We start from the raw sequence: 18,265 nt of genomic DNA, 5'->3' as shown, positions 1-18,265 counted from the left end.
TACCTGCGATTTAATGACGACCCAGCAGGGGGCCGCCGATGAGCGAAGCAAGTAAAATTCTGAATGAGATGAACGACCGCTCGCGCGAAGTGTTCCGGTTGATCGTCGAAAGCTATTTGGAGAGCGGCGAGCCGGTGGGCAGCCGCACCCTGACCCGCACCTTGTCGGAGAAAGTCAGCGCCGCGACGGTGCGCAATGTGATGCAGGATCTGGAGTTTCTGGGCCTGCTGGACAGCCCTCATGTGTCTGCGGGGCGGATTCCAACGCAGCAGGGGTTGCGAATGTTTGTTGACGGGTTGCTTGAGGTTGGCGATCTGGGCGCCGACGATCGGCAGAAGCTGAATGAGACATTAGGCTCTAACACGGGCGATGTGGGCGGAATGCTGGACCGGGTGGGATCGGCCTTGTCACACGTGACACAAGGTGCGTCACTGGTGCTGACGCCCAAGCATGAGGCCGAGATCAAGCATATCGAGTTTGTCTCGCTGGGCCATGACCGCGCTTTGGTGGTGCTGGTGTTTTCCGACGGGCACGTGGAAAACCGCCTATTCACTCCGCCGCCGGGGCAGACGCCGAGTTCCATGCGCGAGGCGGCGAATTTCCTGAACGCGCTGATTGAGGGCCGCACGATTAGCGAAGTGCGCAAGCAGATGCTGTCTCAGATCGACGCGCGTAAACAGGAAATTGATGTTCTGGCGCGTGACATGGTCGAAAGTGGAATCGCGGCCTGGGACGGGGACGGGGGCGACTCGGCCCGTTTGATTGTGCGTGGGCGGGCGAATCTGCTACATGATCCGGCGCAGGAAGAGGAGTTGGATCGCATTCGCACCCTGTTTGACGATCTGGAACGCAAACGTGACATCGCCGAATTTCTTGAATTGACCGAAGATGGCGAGGGTGTGCGCATTTTTATCGGCTCTGAGAACAAACTTTTCTCACTTTCGGGTTCCTCTTTGGTGGTGTCTCCATATATGAACGCTGATCGTAAGATAATCGGTGCGGTCGGGGTTATTGGACCCACGCGACTGAACTATGGACGGATCGTACCGATCGTGGATTATACGGCGCAACTGGTCGGCAAGCTGATTTCCGACCGGAGCTAGAGGGTAAGAGATGGCAGAGCCCAAAAACGAAGATTTTCTGGACGATATCGCAATGGCCGAAGCGGAAGAGCTGGCCGAGGACCTTGTTGAGATTAGCGAAGAAGAGCTTGAGATCGACGCGTTGCGCGCCGAGCGAGATGCGTTCAAGGACAAGTTCATGCGCGCCCTGGCGGATGCAGAGAACGCGCGGAAACGTGGCGATAAGGCCCGTCGCGATGCGGAACAGTATGGTGGGTCAAAGCTGGCCCGTGACATGCTGCCGGTTTACGATAACATGAAACGCGCGCTTGAGGCTGCGACCGATGAGCAGAAAGAAGTGGCTGCTGGTTTGATAGAAGGCGTGGAACTGACCATGCGCGCACTGAAGGACGTATTCCAAAAACATGGGATTGTGGTGATCACGCCGGAAGTTGGGGATCGGTTTGATCCAAACATGCATGAGGCGATGTTCGAAGCCCCGGTGCCTGGCACCAAGGCGGGCGACATCATTCAGGTCTCAGCTGAAGGATTCATGCTACATGACCGTTTGCTGCGTCCGGCGCAGGTTGGAGTGTCGTCGACACCTGCGAACTGATTGGCTTCTGCGAAGCCAAGCCTCCGGCGGAGGTATTTTTGAACAGAAGAAGGGGCGGTCAGTTTTTGGCCGCCTCTTTTAGTTTGTAGATCAGGTCGAGTGCTTCGCGTGGAGTGAGTTCGTCCGGCAGGATATCTTGCAGCATGTCTGAGACCGGCGAGGGTTTCGGCGTGTGTGGTGGAGGTGGTGGCGCAGCTGAGAAAAGTGGTAGGCCGTCAATCAGCGCTTTTTGCTTGCCGCCTTCGCGTTCGGTTTTTTCCAGTTGTTCAAGGACGGTTCGGGCGCGATCGACGACAGATGCTGGGAGGCCCGCCAGCTGTGCGACCTGCACGCCATAGGAGCGGTCGGCGGCGCCTTTGTGGACCTCATGTAGGAAGATCACCTCGCCCTCCCATTCCTTGACAGCGACGGTGGCGTTGTCGACGCCTTCGAGTTTTCCGGCCAGTGCTGTGAGTTCGTGGTAGTGGGTGGCAAACAGCGCGCGGCATTGGTTGGCGGCGTGCAAGTGCTCCAGCGTGGCCCAGGCGATCGAGAGGCCGTCATAAGTGGCGGTGCCGCGGCCAATTTCATCCAGAATGACCAGCGCGCGGTCGTCGGCTTGATTGAGGATGGCGGCGGTTTCGACCATTTCGACCATGAAGGTCGAGCGGCCGCGGGCCAGATCGTCGGAGGCTCCGACCCGGCTGAACAGTTGGCTGACCACGCCGAGATGGGTCTGTTCTGCTGGGACATAGCTGCCCATTTGGGCCAGCAGGGCGATCAGCGCGTTTTGGCGCAAGAAGGTTGACTTACCGGCCATGTTGGGACCGGTCAGCAGCCAGATCGCGGCCCCCTGATCGGCGCTCAGATCGCAGTCATTGGCGATGAAAGCATCACCCGATTGCTGGCGCAGCGCGTGTTCCACGACCGGATGGCGACCGCCTTGCACGTTGAACGCGCGCGAGCTGTCGACCTGTGGGCGGCACCAGTTTTCACCCCGCGCTAGATCGGCGAGCGCGGTGGTCAGGTCCAGTTCCGCCAGCCCTCGGGCAGCTTGGTTGAGACGGGCGGCGAGGGTCAGAATATCGCAAGAAAGCCTTTGATAGAGCCGTTTTTCAATCTCAAGCGCCAGATTTCCCGCGTTCAGGATGCGGGTTTCGATCTCGGACAATTCGACGGTGGTGAACCGCACTTGGTTCGCGGTGGTCTGGCGGTGGATATAGGTCTCAGAGAATGGCGGGTTCAGCATTTTCTCGGCATGTGTAGCCGTGGTTTCGATGAAATAGCCCAGCACGTTGTTGTGCTTGATCTTTAGCGAGGTGATGCCGGTATGTTCCGCGTATTTCTGTTGGAACCCCGCGATGACGGATCGACCTTCATCGCGCAGGGTGCGGGCTTCGTCCAGTTCTGCGTCGAAACCGGGGGCGATAAAGGCACCGTCGCGGGCCAGCAGGGGTGGTTCGACCACAAGCGCTTCGTCCAGCAGGTTCAGCAGGTCGTCAAAGCCAACGAGGTTTTGCAGGGCGGTCGCCAGCAGAACCGGCAGATCCTGCGCCTCGCAGATTTCGGCAATCGCGGCGGCTTGGGTCAACCCGTTGCGGATGGCAGCCAGATCGCGCGGGCCTCCACGCTCCAGGGACAGGCGTGACAGGGCGCGGTCCAGATCGGGGGTTTTGCGCAGCGCCTCGCGCAGGTCTGAGGAGATTAGGCTATCTTCTACGGCGAAACTCAGCGCATCAAGCCGCGCATGGATCACCTCCAGATTGCGGGACGGGCTGGACAGGCGTTGTTCCAGCAACCGTGCGCCGCCCGGTGTTACAGTCCGGTCAACCACAGACAACAGTGATCCGGCGCGCCCACCGGACAAAGACCGAGTCAGTTCCAGATTGCGGCGCGTGGCTGCGTCGATTTGCACCACACGGTCTTCGGATTCCTTCAGCGGCGTTTGCAGCAGAGGCAGTTTGCCCTTTTGCGTGATCTCAAGATAGTCGATCAGCGCGCCCATAGCCGACACTTCGGCACGGCCAAAGGACCCGAACGCATCCAAAGCGCCCACGTGAAACAACCCGCAGATCCGCTTTTCTGCCGACGTACTGTCGAAACTGGCGCGTCCGATGGGGGTCAGCGAAATGCCCAGATCGCGCACCGTTTCGTTCAACGCCTGTTCCATCCCGTCGCCCACGATCAACTCGGACGGGGCCAACCGCGCCAGCTCAGGGCTGAGCCGAACGGATGTCAAAGGCATTACGTGAAACGCCCCGGTGGAAATGTCGGCCCAGGCTAAAGCGGCCTCATCCCGGACCTCGGCGTAAGCGGCCAGAAAGTTGTGGCGGCGGGCCTCAAGCAGGGCGTCCTCCGTCAGTGTGCCGGGCGTCACGAGACGCACAACATCGCGCCGAACGACTGATTTAGAGCCTCTTTTCTTTGCCTCAGCCGGGCTTTCCATCTGTTCGCATACGGCCACGCGAAAGCCTTTGCGGATCAGCGTCAGCAGATAGCCCTCGGCGGCATGAACCGGCACGCCGCACATCGGGATGTCGGCCCCGTTGTGCTTGCCGCGTTTGGTCAGGGCAATGTCCAGCGCCTCGGCGGCGTTCACCGCATCCTCGAAAAACATCTCATAGAAATCGCCCATGCGGTAGAACAGCAGGGCGTCTGAATGGGCCTCTTTGATCTCAAGATATTGCGCCATCATCGGCGTGACTGTGGACAAAAGCGGCCCCCTCTTGGCGTCTTCCGGTCGCGACCTTACAAATCCCCCAACCGTGACGAAAGGTGAAAACGTATTGTCGTTGAGGCGCAGCCCTGCCTGCGCTATGACGCATAAGCCCCGAAGTCATGGAAACGACCTAAAAGATGCCCAAAACGAAGATCACCGAAGCAGAGGCACTGGCCTTTCACCTGGACCCCACCCCCGGCAAGTGGGAGGTGCAGGCCACCGTTCCCATGACCACGCAGCGCGATCTGTCGCTGGCCTACAGTCCCGGTGTCGCGGTGCCTTGTGAGGCCATCGCTGCCGCGCCCGAGACGGCGTATGACTATACCAACAAGGGCAATCTGGTGGCTGTGATCTCGAACGGGACGGCAGTTCTGGGCCTTGGGAACCTTGGTGCACTGGGCGGTAAGCCGGTGATGGAAGGCAAGGCCGTTCTGTTCAAACGCTTCGCCGATGTGAACTCGATCGATATCGAGCTGGATACCGAGGACCCGGATGAATTCTGCCGTGCGGTGAAACTCATGGGGCCGACCTTCGGCGGCGTCAACCTTGAAGACATCAAGGCGCCCGAGTGTTTCATCATCGAACAGCGCCTGAAGGAAGAGATGGATATTCCAGTCTTCCACGATGACCAACACGGGACCGCGGTGATCTGTGCAGCGGGTCTGCTGAATGCGCTGCATATCTCGGGCAAGAAGATTGAGGACGTGAAGATCGTTCTGAACGGGGCAGGTGCGGCGGGGATCGCCTGTATTGAGCTGCTCAAATCCATGGGCGCTCGGCATGAGAACTGCATCGTTTGCGACACCAAGGGCGTGATCTATCAAGGCCGGACCGAGGGGATGAACCAGTGGAAATCGGCCCATGCGATCACCACGGACCTGCGCACGCTGGAAGAGGCGATGAAAGGCGCAGACGTCTTCCTGGGCGTTTCGGTCAAAGGCGCGGTGACGCAGGACATGGTTGCCTCGATGGCCGACAACCCTGTCATCTTCGCTATGGCAAACCCCGACCCCGAGATCACCCCGGAAGAAGCGCATGAGGTCCGCGTCGATGCCATCGTCGCCACCGGACGCAGCGATTACCCTAACCAGGTGAACAACGTGTTGGGCTTTCCCTACCTGTTCCGCGGCGCGCTGGATATCCACGCCCGCGCCATCAATGACGAGATGAAGATTGCCTGTGCCCACGCGTTGGCAAATTTGGCGCGCGAGGATGTGCCGGATGAGGTCGCCATGGCCTATGGCAAATCGCTGACATTCGGGCGCGATTACATCATACCGACGCCGTTCGACCCGCGTCTGATCCACCGCATTCCGCCTGCCGTTGCCAAGGCCGGGATGGATACCGGCGCAGCACGGCGTCCGATCATCGACATGGACGCCTATGAACTGAGCCTGAAATCCCGCATGGACCCGACCGCCAGCATCCTACGTGGTCTGAACGCCCGTGCCCGCGCCGCGCAAAGCCGGATGATCTTTGCCGAGGGCGACGACCCTCGCGTGCTGCGCGCCGCAGTGACATATCAGCGGTCGGGCTTTGGCAAGGCACTGGTTGTGGGGCGCCCCGATGACGTGAAGCAAAAGCTGGAAGAGGCCGGTCTGGGCGATGCCGTGCGCGAGTTGGAGGTGGTGAATGCTGCCAATACCAACCATCTCGAGACCTACTCGAATTTTCTTTATCAGCGTCTGCAACGCAAAGGGTTCGACCGCAAGGATATTCACCGTTTGGCCGCGCGCGACCGGCATGTGTTTTCTTCGTTGATGCTGGCCCATGGCCATGGCGATGGTCTGGTCACGGGGGCGACGCGCAAGTCGGCGCATGTGCTTGACCGGATCAACCATGTGTTTGACGCCGACGCCGCGCACGGAGCAGCGGGTGTGACGGCCCTTTTGCACAAGGGGCGGATTGTTCTGATCGGCGATACGCTGGTCCATGAATGGCCGGATGAGAATGATCTGGCAAATATTGCCGAACGCTCAGCCGCCGTTGCGCGCCATATGGGGCTTGAACCACGCGTTGCCTTCGTCAGTTTCTCGACCTTTGGCTATCCGGTGTCGGAACGCGCCGAAAAGATGCACCGTGCACCTGCGGTTCTGGATCAGCGCGGTGTCGATTTCGAATACGAAGGCGAGATGACCGTGGATGTGGCCCTGAATGTGGATCAACAGGCGGGCTATCCGTTCCAGCGTTTGACCGGCCCAGCCAATATCCTGATCGTGCCCGCGCGGCACTCGGCCTCGATCTCGACCAAGCTGATGCAGGAGATGGGCGGCGCGACCGTGATTGGCCCGATCCTGTCTGGGATCGACAAGCCGATTCAAATCTGTTCGACCGTCTCGACGGCGAATGACATCCTGAACATGGCCATTCTGGCCTCGTGTGACATTTCGGGCAAACCATGACGATCTGGAACCTCGGCTCGATCAATGCGGACATGATCTATGATGTGCCGCACCTACCCGGACCGGGGGAAACGCTGTCGGCCAATCGGCTGGACCGGTTTCTGGGCGGCAAGGGCGCAAACATGTCCGTGGCTTCGGCCCGAGCAGGGGCGCGGATTGCGCATATCGGGGCCGTCGGTTTCGACGGGCGCTGGGCACGGGATCGGCTGACGGAATATGGCGTTGATACCCGTTATATCGCGCAGGTGGATGTGCCCACGGGCCATGCGATCATCGCTGTGGATTCCGAGGGTGAGAACAATATCATCCTGTTCCAGGGTTCGAACCACGCGATCTCTCAGGATCAGCTGGGGCAAGCGCTGTCATCTGCGTCGCGAGGCGATCTGTTGGTGATGCAGAACGAAACCAATCTGCAGGTTGAGGCGGCGAAGATGGGACGCGAGCTGGGCCTGACGGTCTGTTATGCTGCTGCTCCGTTTCAGGCAGAGTCCGTTCAGGCCGTGCTGCCATATCTGGATTTTTTGATCCTCAACGCGGTCGAGGCCGAGCAGCTGCGCGAGGCCACCGGTCAATCTGTAACGGACCTTCAGATTGAGCATGTGATTGTCACGTTGGGTGCCGAGGGCGCGCGGTACTATCACCGTGGAGAGGTCTCGGATTTTCCGGCCCACAAGGTACATGCCGTGGATACTACGGGTGCGGGCGATACATTTACGGGGTATGTTCTGGCCGGGATGGATCGCGGGATGCCAATGGCGCAGGCGATCACCCAAGCAAATCGTGCCGCGGCCCTGATGGTCACGCGGCACGGTACGGCGGATGTAATACCGGACCTCAAAGACGTCCGGGAGGCGCGGTTCGATTAAGACCCGGCAAAGGGTGCGTCGCCGCCCCAAAGCTGTTTGACGCGGGCATCGCGGCCGCAGGCTTTGCGGTAAGCCTTATAGGCGTTCTTCTGACGCTTTGGGCCGAACCGGGTAAAGACCAGCTTGTCGCCCTTGTAGTAGTCCTGATGGTATTCCTCTGCCGGATAAAATGCGCCTTCTTGCAGGATCGGCGTTACGACCGTCTGGCCCAAGGCGCGTTGGGCGTCGGCTTTGGCAGCTTCGGCCTTGGCTTTTTCGCCTGCGTTGGAGACGAAAATCGCGGTGCGATAGCTGTCACCTCGGTCACAGAATTGACCGCCAGCATCCGTGGGGTCGACCGAGCGGAAGAACATGTTCAGCAGGGTTTCACGGGAAACGCGAGCCGGATCGAACGTGATCTGCACGGCCTCATAATGGCCCGAGCCACCTTTGGACACCTGATCATAAGTGGGGTTGGCCACCTGACCGCCTGTAAAGCCCGAAACCGCTCCGATCACGCCGGGGACAGATTCGAAATCGGATTCGACACACCAGAAACACCCTCCGGCAACGGTTAGGGTTTCGGTCCCGGCGGCGGGCGCAGGGGCTGCACGCAGCAAGGCTGCGATCGTAATCAAAGCAAAAAGAAGCGTCGGTTTGACGTAGTCGAGATAAGCGATGCGAGTCATGGCAGGTCTCCTTCTGAGATCAAAGCTGCCCTCTCTTTTCCTCTCATGCAATCCGCTGACATGGTTTGTCACGCGGTGGTGAGACGAGTTTATCCCAGCAACTGCCCAAGCTTCATCGCCACGCCCATATTTCCCGAAATCTTGAGCTTGCCCAACGCGACGCCTGTCATCGGGTTCAGTTTCCCGGTTAGCAGCTTGGTCAGATTGTCCCTGGATATGCGGATCGTACAGTCGGTATCCTGATCCTGCGTCGTGGCTTGATTATCGGCCAGAACGATGACACCGTCCTCTCCGCAATCGAACTTCAGCGAGCCGTCAAAATTCTTGCCGGTCAGACCTTTTTGAATGCCGTCCGCGATCTCTTGCAACATGGTGTTCCTCCTCGGTTGACCTTTGCGTACGGGTAAAGCGCGACGTCAGGCAAGGGTGACCCAACGGGAACTGACGTGGCAGTGATGGCACAAGAAAACCCGGCGCCGTTTCGGGCGCCGGGTTCCATCAAAGATCGGTTTTGATTACTTCGACAGACGCTTTTCACGCGCGGCCAGCAGCTTCAGGCGCAGCGCGTTCAACTGGATGAAGCCCGCCGCGTCGGTTTGGTCATAGGCACCGGCATCTTCCTCAAAGGTCACATGCGCTTCGGAATACAGCGAGTGATCCGACCAGCGGCCTACGGTCGAGGCCAGACCTTTGTACAGTTTCACGCGGACGGTGCCGGTGACATGTTCCTGGCTCTTGTCGATGGCGGCCTGCAGCATCTCACGCTCGGGTGAGTACCAGAAGCCGTTATAGATCAGCTCGGCATATTGCGGCATCAGCTGGTCTTTCAGGTGCATCGCGCCGCGGTCCATGGTGATGGATTCGATACCACGGTGCGCTTCCAGCAGGATTGTGCCGCCTGGCGTTTCATAGATGCCGCGCGATTTCATACCAACGAACCGGCCTTCGACCAGATCCAGACGGCCAATGCCGTGCTTGCCTCCATATTCGTTCAGCTTGGTCAGGATGGTAGCCGGGCTCATCGCCTCGCCATTGATGCTGACCGCGTCGCCTTTTTCAAAGCCGATTTCGATGAACTCGGGCTCGTTCGGGGCGTCTTCGGGATGGACTGTGCGCTGATAGACGTAGTCGGGTGCCATATCGGCGGGGTCTTCCAGAACCTTGCCCTCGGACGAGGTGTGCAGCAGGTTCGCATCGACCGAGAACGGGGCCTCGCCGCGTTTGTCCTTGGCGATCGGAATTTGATGCGCTTCGGCCCATTCGATCAGACGGGTCCGGCTGGTCAGATCCCATTCACGCCAAGGTGCGATCACCTTGATTTCTGGGTTCAGAGCGTAAGCAGCCAATTCGAACCGCACCTGATCGTTGCCCTTGCCGGTCGCGCCATGCGCCACGGCATCGGCCCCGGTTTCGGCGGCGATCTCAACCAGACGCTTCGAGATCAGAGGCCGCGCAATCGACGTGCCCAGCAGGTACAGACCCTCATACTGGGCATTGGCGCGGAACATGGGGAAGACGAAATCACGGACGAACTCTTCGCGAATATCCTCAATAAAGATGTTCTCGGGGCTGATCCCCAGCATCTCGGCCTTTTGGCGAGCTGGTTCCAACTCTTCACCCTGACCCAGATCGGCGGTGAAGGTGACAACCTCACAACCATATTCGGTCTGCAACCATTTCAGAATGATCGAGGTATCAAGGCCACCGGAATAGGCCAGAACAACTTTCTTGGGCGCGGACATCTGACTTCCCTTTATGCGTAGAACGACTGGCCCCTAACGGGTTTTGCCGCGCGGGGCAAGTTATCTGCGTTGACGGGCTGCCTGATTTCGGGTGAAACATTCGCACATAAAACACGAATTGGTTGAAGGGACAGATTTTACGATGTTGGGTTGGCAGATTTTTATGCACTCGGTGCGAATGGTTTTTGGAAATCTCAAACAGGTTTTGCAGATCACACTTGGTCCGGCCATCGTGGCGACAGCGCTTTTGATCGGTTTGTTTTTTGTGCTGGATGTCCCATTGGACCAACTTGATGCCGACTCGACTGAACCTTCTGGCTCGGTTGTTCTGTTTTTCCTTTGCTTGGCGGTTATTTTCATCGTGACGATGTTCTGGATCGCTGTGTCGTGGCACCGGTTCATACTGCTTGAGGAATACCCTCGGGGTCTTTTCCCGACATTCCGGTTCGACAGAATCCTTGCCTATCTGGGACGGTTGATTTTGATTGGCCTGCTTGTTGCTCTCGTTGCGCTTGCCTTTGTGCCCCTTAGTTTTCTTGCAACGGCTACCGGAGGGCGCGTGTTGGCCCTGATCGTTATGGTGGGCTTTTCAATCTTCGTGTTCATCGCATTTTATCGCTTGTCGATCATTCTTCCTGCGGCGGCCATTGGGCGGCCTTTGACGCTTGGCCAAGCGTGGGCTGGCACTGTTGGGTCCAGTGGGGCGATCATTGTGTTGGTGATCGTGGGAGCAATTTTTCATATGCTTATTCAGTTTGTAATATCGGCACTGGCTTTCAATCCGATTTTGGGTGCCTTGCTGGCGCTGTTTTTCGGAACACTGGTGTTGCCGATGGTTAATGTCAGCATCCTGACCACAATGTTCGGCGTGTTTGTGGAGAAACGCGAGCTGCGGTGAAGCTGCGTACACATATGTATTCCTTGCTCTTTTAGTCAGGATCGGCCACTGAACGGGTCATGAGTGATTTCATGACCCGCGCCCGCGCTGCCGAACAGGCGATGCGCTCAGTCTTTCCGGCGACGCCGTTGCAGCGGAATGCCCATCTGTCTGACCGTTACGGTGCAGATATCTGGCTGAAGCGTGAAGACCTCAGCCCCGTGCGGTCGTACAAAATCCGGGGCGCGTTCAATGCGATGCGCAAGCAGCAAGGACAGGACCTGTTCGTCTGTGCCAGCGCGGGCAATCACGCGCAGGGCGTGGCCTTCATGTGCAAACATCTGAACGTGCGCGGTGTGATCTTCATGCCAGTGACGACTCCGCAGCAGAAAATCCAGAAAACCCGAATCTTTGGTGGCGACAATATCGAGATCCACCTGACCGGCGACTATTTCGACGATACTCTGTCCTCGGCACAAGCGTGGTGTGCGCAGGAGGGTGGACATTTCCTGTCGCCCTTCGACGATGAGGACGTGATCGAAGGGCAGGCCTCTCTGGCGGTTGAGATCGAAGAACAGCTGGGCCAAATACCAGATCACGTGATCCTGCCGGTGGGCGGGGGCGGGATGTCCTCGGGCGTGGCAACGTGGTTCGGGGACCGCACCCATTGCCTGTTTGTCGAACCCAAGGGTGGGGCTTGCCTGCACGCAGCTATGGCGGCCGGGCATCCGGTTGCATTGGATCACGTAGACAATTTTGTTGATGGAGCGGCCGTCGGAAAAATCGGCGCGAAACCGTTCGAGCTGTTGAAATCGCGCCACTTGTCTGACGTGCATGTCTTGTCCGAGGACCGTATCTGTACCACCATGATCGAAATGCTGAATGTCGAAGGCATCGTGCTGGAACCCGCAGGTGCATTGGCGATCGAGGCGCTGGGCGACATTCAAAGCTTTATCCGAGACAAAACCGTCGTATGCGTGACCTCGGGTGGCAACTTCGATTTCGAGCGATTGCCGGAAGTGAAAGAGAGAGCGCAGCGTTATTCGGGGGTCAAGAAATACTTCATCCTGCGCCTGCCGCAACGTCCGGGTGCGCTGAAAGAGTTTCTCAATATCCTCGGCCCTGAGGATGACATCGCCCGGTTCGAATATATGAAGAAATCGGCCCGCAATTTCGGCTCGGTCCTGATAGGGATTGAAACGCGCAAACCCGAGAATTTCGCCCGCTTGTTTGCGCATCTGGACGAGGCTGGGTTCACCTATACCGATATCACCGAGGACGAAACGCTGGCGCAGTTCGTGATCTGATTGCAAGCGCGCCGACCGCCTTGTTTGCCTTCTGGTTTTCGCCTAGGCACGTTCAGGTGAACAGGACCGGAAAGTGCACAGATGAAGCCGCTTGCAGCAGTGACCATGGTATGGCGCGATTATTGGTACCTTGAGAAATGGGTCGCCTACTACACAACTCAGCTTGGCCCCGAGAATGTGTATATCCTGTCCCACGGTGCTGATCCCGAGATTGACCGGATCGGGCAGGGCTGCAACGTCATCGCCATTCTGCGCGACGGGCTGCATCAAAGCTTTGACTACGCCCGCTGGCGCATGTTGTCGGATTTTTCGGCCATGCTGACGCAGTTCTATGACCGGGTGATCGTGGCAGATTGCGACGAATTGCTGGTAACGGCGGACGGATCTGCACTGTTGGACTACAAGTTCGACTTCGAGGAAAACGCGGCCGGGGCGGTGGGGTTCAATCTGGTGGCAACGCAGGGCAGTGATCAGGAAACGCTGTTTTCACCCGATAAATTCTGCCTGTTCGAGGTCCCCTATTCCAAACCTTGCCTTGTCCAGCGGCGCGTGTCCTTCGGAACCGGCGGGCATGGGGTGATGAATGACAGTTTCGACCTGCTTCCGGGCCTGTTCAACATGCATTTTCACTATGGCAACCTGGACGAGTTGCACCGACGGGAACAGGAGAGGTCTCCGTTGGTGGATGACTCGATGGCGGGTGGGGTTGAGATTGCCAGTACGCCGGGACAATCCGTGGGGATCGTAGGCTGGCGCAGACGATCACGGCGACACCGGCGGTTGACACGGGAATTGTTACGCTGCGCAGAATTCCCAATGACGGAAAGTGTCGAGCTGTGCCGTCAGGATGCCTTGAAATCATTGATGGCCATGAATGATGGCTATTTCACCCATGATCGGAAAATGGACGTCACCTTGCGAAAGTTCCGGTTTCCCGAGAAATTCCCCATAAAGCTATAGCCCTTTCAAGTTGCTCAAACCGGACTTGAACTCGGCGCATGAGGTTTCGAACGCCTTGAATATCTGCGCGACATTCACCATTTGACTTTGCCCCTGCGCCGATTGCCTTTCACCATCCTGGCAGAGCGTTGCAAGGGTTTTGAAACCAAGGCTCAGCGCGCCGCCTTTCAGAAAGTGCAGGGTTCGTTCGAACCCGTCGCGGTTTGTGTCGGCGCGCAGGCGGGCTAGTGCCTCTTGCACCTCGTCCAGGAAAATTGTGACCACCTCATCAAATTCGCTGGCGCCGACCTCATCCCTTAGTTGTCTGACCCTGGGCCAGTCGATCATACCCAAACCTCCGTATTTTCGGTGACGGAGGATTGGTAACGTGAAAGCGGTAAAAACCCGGTTAAATCTCAAACTGCTTCACCCTTCACCGGATATTAAAGAGCTCTGCGCTAGGGTCTGCCTGCAAAGACGGGAACCGCAGGGCATTCAGGTGGCAGAGGTCAGTCAGACAGAAACCAGGGCAGAACTGGGGTTCGGCGGTATCCGAACGGTGCTTGTCGTTGACGACAGTCGCCTGCAGCGCCGAATCCTGGTGGCGTCGCTGAAAAAATGGGGCTTCGATGTTCTCGAAGCTGACAGTGGCGATGCCGCAATTGAGATTTGTGCGCAGGACCTGCCCGATCTAGTGCTCAGCGATTGGGTTATGCCGGGGATGAGCGGGCCGGAATTTTGCCGGGCGTTTCGGGCGTTGGAAACGGATCAATACAGCTATTTTATCCTGCTGACCGCTAAAAGTGAAAAGCAAGAGGTGGCACGGGGTCTGGATGCCGGCGCGGATGACTTTCTGATCAAACCGCTTGAGGCGGATGAGCTGCGCGCGCGCATCTCGGCCGGGGCGCGCATCTTGGACATGCAGCACGAGCTTTCGGAAAAGAACCGGTTGATCGAAACGGCGCTCAGCGAATTGCGGGTGGCCCATGATGCAATCGACAAGGACCTGATGCAGGCGCGCAAGATCCAGGAATCTCTGGTGCCCGAATTGTCGCGGGAATTCGGTAAGTCGCGTGTCAGCATGTTGTTGAAGCCCTGCGGTCACATCGGGGGCGACCTTGTCGGCATGTTCTCACCGGGCGTGAATCGCGTGGGATTTTATAGCATAGATGTCTCGGGCCACGGGATCACTTCGGCGATGATGACCGCGCGTCTGGGTGGATATCTCTCCAGTCAGCATTTTGACCAAAACGTCGCGATGGAGCGGCGCTTTGAAAAGTTCTTTGCGCTTTTACCGCCTGAAGACGTGGCCGAAACGCTCAATTCCCGTTTAATGGCGGATGCAGGGGTCGAAGAATATTTCACCATGGTCTATGCCATTGTCGATTTGCGCAACGGGCATGTCAAAATGGTGCAGGCTGGCCATCCGCATCCACTGTTGTTGCGCCGGAACGGTGGGACCGAGTTTCTGGGCGAAGGCGGTTTACCGATCGGATTGCTGTCAGACGTGTCTTTTCAGCGGACCGAAATCTATATGGAACCGGGCGACAAGCTGCTGCTCTATTCAGATGGGTTCACCGAATGCAGCTTGGCCGATGGCTCTCTGCTAGACGAAGACGGGCTGCGGCGCCTGGCAACCGACTGCGCGCCGGGTCGCAGCGGGACCGAGTTTCTGGACGACATGTTCTGGCGGTTGACGCAATCCATGGCACCGGGGAAGGGCATGGATGATGACGTCTCGGCCGTATTCTTCGAATATAACGGGAACTAGAGATCCAGCAGATATTGCGTGGCAAAGTGACGATCCCCGTCATTTCCCAACATTTGGGCTGCATCTGTGGCCTCCATCCAAAGCGCTTCGTGAAACGGCTCGGTCGGGAGGCCGATGCGCCGCACCGGACGGGCGCGGTAGATCAGGCAGACCTTTTCGGCCCACAGGTCGTATTCCGGCATATAAGTAAAGCGCCGGAAGGCACCGACGCGCCGGGGCGCGGCGATCAGCCAGCCGGTTTCCTCGGCCACTTCGCGATGCAGCGCGGTGATGGGTGATTCGCCGGGATCGATACCGCCGCCCGGAAGTTGCAGATCGGGGCCGGGTTCCAACTGACAGGTCAGCAAAAGCTGCTGCCCGCGCGGCAATAAGGCGTAAACTCCTACCCGCTGCGTGTATTTGCGCCCTGCTTGCGGGGTTTCACCGAACCGTCTGATCATGTATGGCCCCTTACAACCCGAAATCTTCGACCTATATGCTGGCGGTATGCCAATCTGTGGCGTGTAAGGAAACCCCATGTCTCTTGGAACCAAAATCGCGTGGGACGACACCGTCCTGCCCTTTCAACTCGATGTATCCGATATGCGTGGCCGCGTAGCGCGGTTGGACGGGGTGCTGGACGGCATCCTGAAGCAGCATGACTACCCTGAAAAGGTCGAGGCTTTGGTGGCCGAGATGGCCCTGCTAACCGCATTGATCGGTCAGACGGTTTCGCTGCGCTGGAAGCTGTCTTTGCAGGTGCAATCCAAGGGGGCGGTGCGCATGATTGCAACCGATTACTATGCCCCACAGGCCGAGGGTGAACCGGCCCGCATCCGCGCCTATGCCAGTTTCGACCATGATAAGCTGACCGATGCCGCGCCGTTTGATCAGGTTGGCGAGGGGTATTTCGCCATCCTCATCGACCAGGGCGAGGGTACGCAGCCCTATCAGGGCATTACGCCGCTGGCCGGTGGCTCACTCAGCGCCTGTGCCGAAGCTTATTTCGCACAGTCCGAACAGTTGCCGACGCGGTTCTCGCTGAGTTTTGGGAAATCGACCGAACCGGGCGTCGGTGAGCATTGGCGCGCGGGCGGGGTGATGTTGCAGCACATGCCCAAAGCCTCGCCTTTTGCGGCTTCGGGTCAGGGCGCGGGCGAGATTCTGACCGCCAATGATCTGGTGGACGGGGAAGAGGGCGAAAATTGGGGCCGCGTCAACATCCTGTTGGATACGGTGGACGATCTTGAACTAATAGGACCGTCCATAGCGCCGACCGACCTGCTGATCCGCCTGTTTCACGAGGAACAGCCGCGTGTATACGATGCGCAGCCGGTGCAGTTCGGCTGCACCTGCTCCGAAGACCGTGTGCGGCAAAGCCTGTCGATCTATTCGGCCAAGGACATCGAAAAGATGACCACGCCCGAGGGTGACGTGACCGCGGATTGCCAGTTCTGCGGTGCGCATTATGTGCTGGACCCCAGCACTGTTGGTTTCGATGTTGACAACGCCTGAACTGACAGACCAGCTGAGGGTGGCCCTGCGCCGCCCCGGCAACGGGTCAAGCGATTTTGACCTGAACCCCGACACGGTTCTGCCCGAAGGGCGCAAGCTGCGACCGGCCGGAGTTCTGGTTCCGATTTCCATCGCCGATGGCACGCCGCGCCTGATCCTGACGAAACGTTCCTCGGCCCTGAAACATCATCCGGGGCAGATCGCTTTTCCAGGCGGTAAGCAGGATGAGGGGGATGTGGATGCCACCGCCACCGCCCTGCGCGAGGCCCGTGAAGAAATTGGCTTGCCCGAGGATCTGCCGGAAATTCTGGGTCATCTGCCCACGCATGAGACGGTGACGTCCTTCACGGTCACGCCGGTCGTGGCAATCTTGCATGACAGGGTCCGGTTTGTATCTGAACCTGGTGAGGTGGACGAGGTTTTCTCGGTCCCGCTTGCGCATGTGCTGAACCCTGAAAACTATCTCGTTGAATCGCGCCGGTGGCGGGGTCAGAAACGGTATTATTTTACGGTGCCCTATGGTCCCTACTACATCTGGGGCGCGACGGCCCGAATGCTGCGAGGTTTGGCTGCACGGATGAGCGAATGACGGTGATCACCGAAGATTGGGTGTCAAACCCGGCGACGCAAACAGTTTGCGCGGCGCTGGTGAATGCGGGCGCGCAATCCTTGTTTGTCGGTGGTTGCGTGCGCAATGCGCTGCTGGGGGCTCCGGTCTCGGATATCGACATCGCCACGGATGCGCGGCCTGAACGCGTAATGGAACTGGCGCAAGGTGCTGGTCTGAAAGCGATCCCCACCGGGATTGATCATGGCACCATCACTGTCGTCAGCGATGGCATCCCGCATGAGATCACGACCTTTCGCCGTGACGTGGAAACCGACGGTCGCCGGGCCGTAGTGGCCTTTTCCGATCACGTGGAAGAGGACGCGGCCCGCCGCGATTTCACCATGAACGCGCTTTACGCCCAGCCTGACGGCTCGGTTTTGGACCCGTTGAACGGGTTGGGCGATTTGCAGGCGCGACGGGTGCGGTTCATAGGCACGGCAGAACACCGCATTCGCGAAGACTACCTGCGGTCGCTGCGCTATTTCCGGTTTCATGCGTGGTATGGCGACGCTGAGGCGGGGTTTGACCCCGATGCACTGGCCGCGATTGCGTCCAATCTGGACGGGCTTGTCGCCCTGTCTCGCGAACGCGTTGGCGCTGAACTGTTGAAACTATTGGGTGCGCAGGATCCTGCGCCTTCGGTCGCGGCGATGCGGCAGGCGGGGGCTCTGTCTCAAATCCTGCCAGGGGCGGATGACCGCGCGCTTGCTCCTTTGATTGCATTAGAAGAACAGGCGGGGGTTGATCCCGAACCGATCCGCCGTCTGGCCGCCATTGCCCCGCCTGAGATCGCCAAGACCCTGCGCCTGAGCAAAACCCAGCTTCAACGCTTGACCCGGATGCGGGATGAGGCCAGCGGCACCGCATCCATTGCCGAGTTGGGCTTTCGCGACGGCGAAGAGGATGGTCTGCACGAAGCTTTGCTGCGCTGCGCTCTTCTGGAACAGCCTTGGTCAGAAGACATGCGCGCTGATCTGCGTAAAGGGGCTGCCGCTGATTTCCCAGTTCAAGCGACCGATCTGATCCCGGATTTCACCGGCCCCGCGCTGGGCAAAAAACTGGCAGAGCTTGAGACGCGGTGGATTGCGTCCGGGTTTGCCCTCACCCGTGAAGAACTGCTGGGAAGCTGAGCCAAAGCCTCAAAAAGGGATGACAATTTGGATTCTTTGTGCTTACGTGCGCCTGTCACATGAATGGAGGGATGCGAATGTATT

17 protein-coding genes are annotated in these 18,265 nt (G+C 58.6%); 11 read left to right on the top strand and 6 right to left on the bottom strand.

Translation table 11 applies throughout. From position 1 onward, the window contains the following. The first annotated feature begins 38 nt into the window (after nt 1-38). Together hrcA and ACR0L1_RS13805 are read left to right on the top strand one after the other, a co-directional pair. The gene (gene hrcA, locus ACR0L1_RS13810) at nt 39-1,103 is read left to right on the top strand and encodes a heat-inducible transcriptional repressor HrcA (RefSeq protein ID WP_480859424.1); all 1,065 of its coding nucleotides are present in this window, start codon (nt 39-41) and stop codon (nt 1,101-1,103) included. Nucleotides 1,104-1,113: 10 nt separating this feature from the next. Beyond that, nucleotides 1,114-1,677, top strand: coding sequence for a nucleotide exchange factor GrpE (locus tag ACR0L1_RS13805; protein ID WP_480859422.1), 564 nt, complete (start codon nt 1,114-1,116; stop codon nt 1,675-1,677). A gap of 58 nt (nt 1,678-1,735) precedes the next feature. On the opposite strand, the gene mutS is transcribed toward ACR0L1_RS13805, so the two are convergent. Next, nucleotides 1,736-4,351 (bottom strand): DNA mismatch repair protein MutS, encoded by a 2,616-nt coding sequence (gene mutS, locus ACR0L1_RS13800; protein WP_480859630.1) that lies wholly within the window; start codon nt 4,349-4,351, stop codon nt 1,736-1,738. A 161-nt stretch (nt 4,352-4,512) separates the two neighbouring features. Here mutS and ACR0L1_RS13795 point away from each other — a divergent pair, with 161 nt between their 5' ends. Together ACR0L1_RS13795 and ACR0L1_RS13790 are read left to right on the top strand one after the other, a co-directional pair. Further along, the gene (locus ACR0L1_RS13795) at nt 4,513-6,777 is read left to right on the top strand and encodes an NADP-dependent malic enzyme (RefSeq protein ID WP_170786172.1); all 2,265 of its coding nucleotides are present in this window, start codon (nt 4,513-4,515) and stop codon (nt 6,775-6,777) included. Beyond that, nucleotides 6,774-7,643: a ribokinase gene (locus ACR0L1_RS13790; protein ID WP_480505398.1), complete on the top strand. Its 870-nt coding sequence runs from the start codon at nt 6,774-6,776 to the stop codon at nt 7,641-7,643. The genes ACR0L1_RS13795 and ACR0L1_RS13790 overlap by 4 nt, the downstream gene beginning before the upstream one ends. On the opposite strand, the gene msrA is transcribed toward ACR0L1_RS13790, so the two are convergent. From msrA to ACR0L1_RS13775, 3 genes are all read right to left on the bottom strand, one after another. Beyond that, nucleotides 7,640-8,311 (bottom strand): peptide-methionine (S)-S-oxide reductase MsrA, encoded by a 672-nt coding sequence (msrA, locus tag ACR0L1_RS13785; protein ID WP_170786168.1) that lies wholly within the window; start codon nt 8,309-8,311, stop codon nt 7,640-7,642. The genes ACR0L1_RS13790 and msrA overlap by 4 nt on opposite strands. 89 nt (nt 8,312-8,400) lie before the next feature. Then, on the bottom strand, nt 8,401-8,682 hold the full coding sequence (locus ACR0L1_RS13780) for an SCP2 sterol-binding domain-containing protein (RefSeq protein ID WP_170786166.1): 282 nt from the start codon (nt 8,680-8,682) through the stop codon (nt 8,401-8,403). Between the two features lie 144 nt (nt 8,683-8,826). Further along, nucleotides 8,827-10,053, bottom strand: a complete 1,227-nt coding sequence (locus ACR0L1_RS13775; RefSeq protein WP_170786164.1) for an argininosuccinate synthase — start codon at nt 10,051-10,053, stop codon at nt 8,827-8,829. A 163-nt stretch (nt 10,054-10,216) separates the two neighbouring features. Here ACR0L1_RS13775 and ACR0L1_RS13770 point away from each other — a divergent pair, with 163 nt between their 5' ends. From ACR0L1_RS13770 to ACR0L1_RS13760, 3 genes are all read left to right on the top strand, one after another. Next, nucleotides 10,217-10,951, top strand: coding sequence for a hypothetical protein (locus tag ACR0L1_RS13770; protein WP_480859419.1), 735 nt, complete (start codon nt 10,217-10,219; stop codon nt 10,949-10,951). A 59-nt stretch (nt 10,952-11,010) separates the two neighbouring features. Further along, the gene (ilvA, locus tag ACR0L1_RS13765) at nt 11,011-12,237 is read left to right on the top strand and encodes a threonine ammonia-lyase IlvA (protein ID WP_170790212.1); all 1,227 of its coding nucleotides are present in this window, start codon (nt 11,011-11,013) and stop codon (nt 12,235-12,237) included. 81 nt (nt 12,238-12,318) lie between these two features. After that, nucleotides 12,319-13,197, top strand: coding sequence for a glycosyltransferase family 2 protein (locus ACR0L1_RS13760; protein WP_170790213.1), 879 nt, complete (start codon nt 12,319-12,321; stop codon nt 13,195-13,197). Here the strand turns inward: ACR0L1_RS13760 and ACR0L1_RS13755 are convergent. Next, nucleotides 13,192-13,524 carry an Hpt domain-containing protein gene (locus ACR0L1_RS13755; protein WP_480505406.1) on the bottom strand — a complete coding sequence of 111 codons (333 nt, stop codon included), beginning with the start codon at nt 13,522-13,524 and terminating at the stop codon, nt 13,192-13,194. The genes ACR0L1_RS13760 and ACR0L1_RS13755 overlap by 6 nt on opposite strands. A gap of 151 nt (nt 13,525-13,675) precedes the next feature. Here ACR0L1_RS13755 and ACR0L1_RS13750 point away from each other — a divergent pair, with 151 nt between their 5' ends. After that, the gene (locus ACR0L1_RS13750; RefSeq protein ID WP_480859416.1) at nt 13,676-14,947 is read left to right on the top strand and encodes a PP2C family protein-serine/threonine phosphatase; all 1,272 of its coding nucleotides are present in this window, start codon (nt 13,676-13,678) and stop codon (nt 14,945-14,947) included. Here the strand turns inward: ACR0L1_RS13750 and ACR0L1_RS13745 are convergent. Continuing rightward, nucleotides 14,944-15,387: an NUDIX hydrolase gene (locus ACR0L1_RS13745; RefSeq protein WP_170771379.1), complete on the bottom strand. Its 444-nt coding sequence runs from the start codon at nt 15,385-15,387 to the stop codon at nt 14,944-14,946. The two genes, ACR0L1_RS13750 and ACR0L1_RS13745, sit on opposite strands and share 4 nt — an antisense overlap. A gap of 76 nt (nt 15,388-15,463) precedes the next feature. Here ACR0L1_RS13745 and hslO point away from each other — a divergent pair, with 76 nt between their 5' ends. From hslO to ACR0L1_RS13730, 3 genes are read left to right on the top strand one after another with little or no spacing between them, the layout of a single operon-like run. Next, nucleotides 15,464-16,441, top strand: coding sequence for an Hsp33 family molecular chaperone HslO (gene hslO / locus ACR0L1_RS13740; RefSeq protein ID WP_170790216.1), 978 nt, complete (start codon nt 15,464-15,466; stop codon nt 16,439-16,441). Further along, a complete protein-coding gene (locus ACR0L1_RS13735; protein ID WP_170790297.1) occupies nt 16,425-17,030 on the top strand; it encodes a CoA pyrophosphatase in 606 nt (201 codons plus the stop codon). Before hslO ends, ACR0L1_RS13735 begins: the two co-directional genes overlap by 17 nt. Continuing rightward, nucleotides 17,027-18,181 (top strand): CCA tRNA nucleotidyltransferase, encoded by a 1,155-nt coding sequence (locus ACR0L1_RS13730; protein WP_480505412.1) that lies wholly within the window; start codon nt 17,027-17,029, stop codon nt 18,179-18,181. The genes ACR0L1_RS13735 and ACR0L1_RS13730 overlap by 4 nt, the downstream gene beginning before the upstream one ends. Nucleotides 18,182-18,265: the final 84 nt, after the last annotated feature.

This window comes from Ruegeria sp. J8, assembly GCF_056531925.1.
This window is presented reverse-complemented; position numbering and strand designations above follow the sequence as displayed.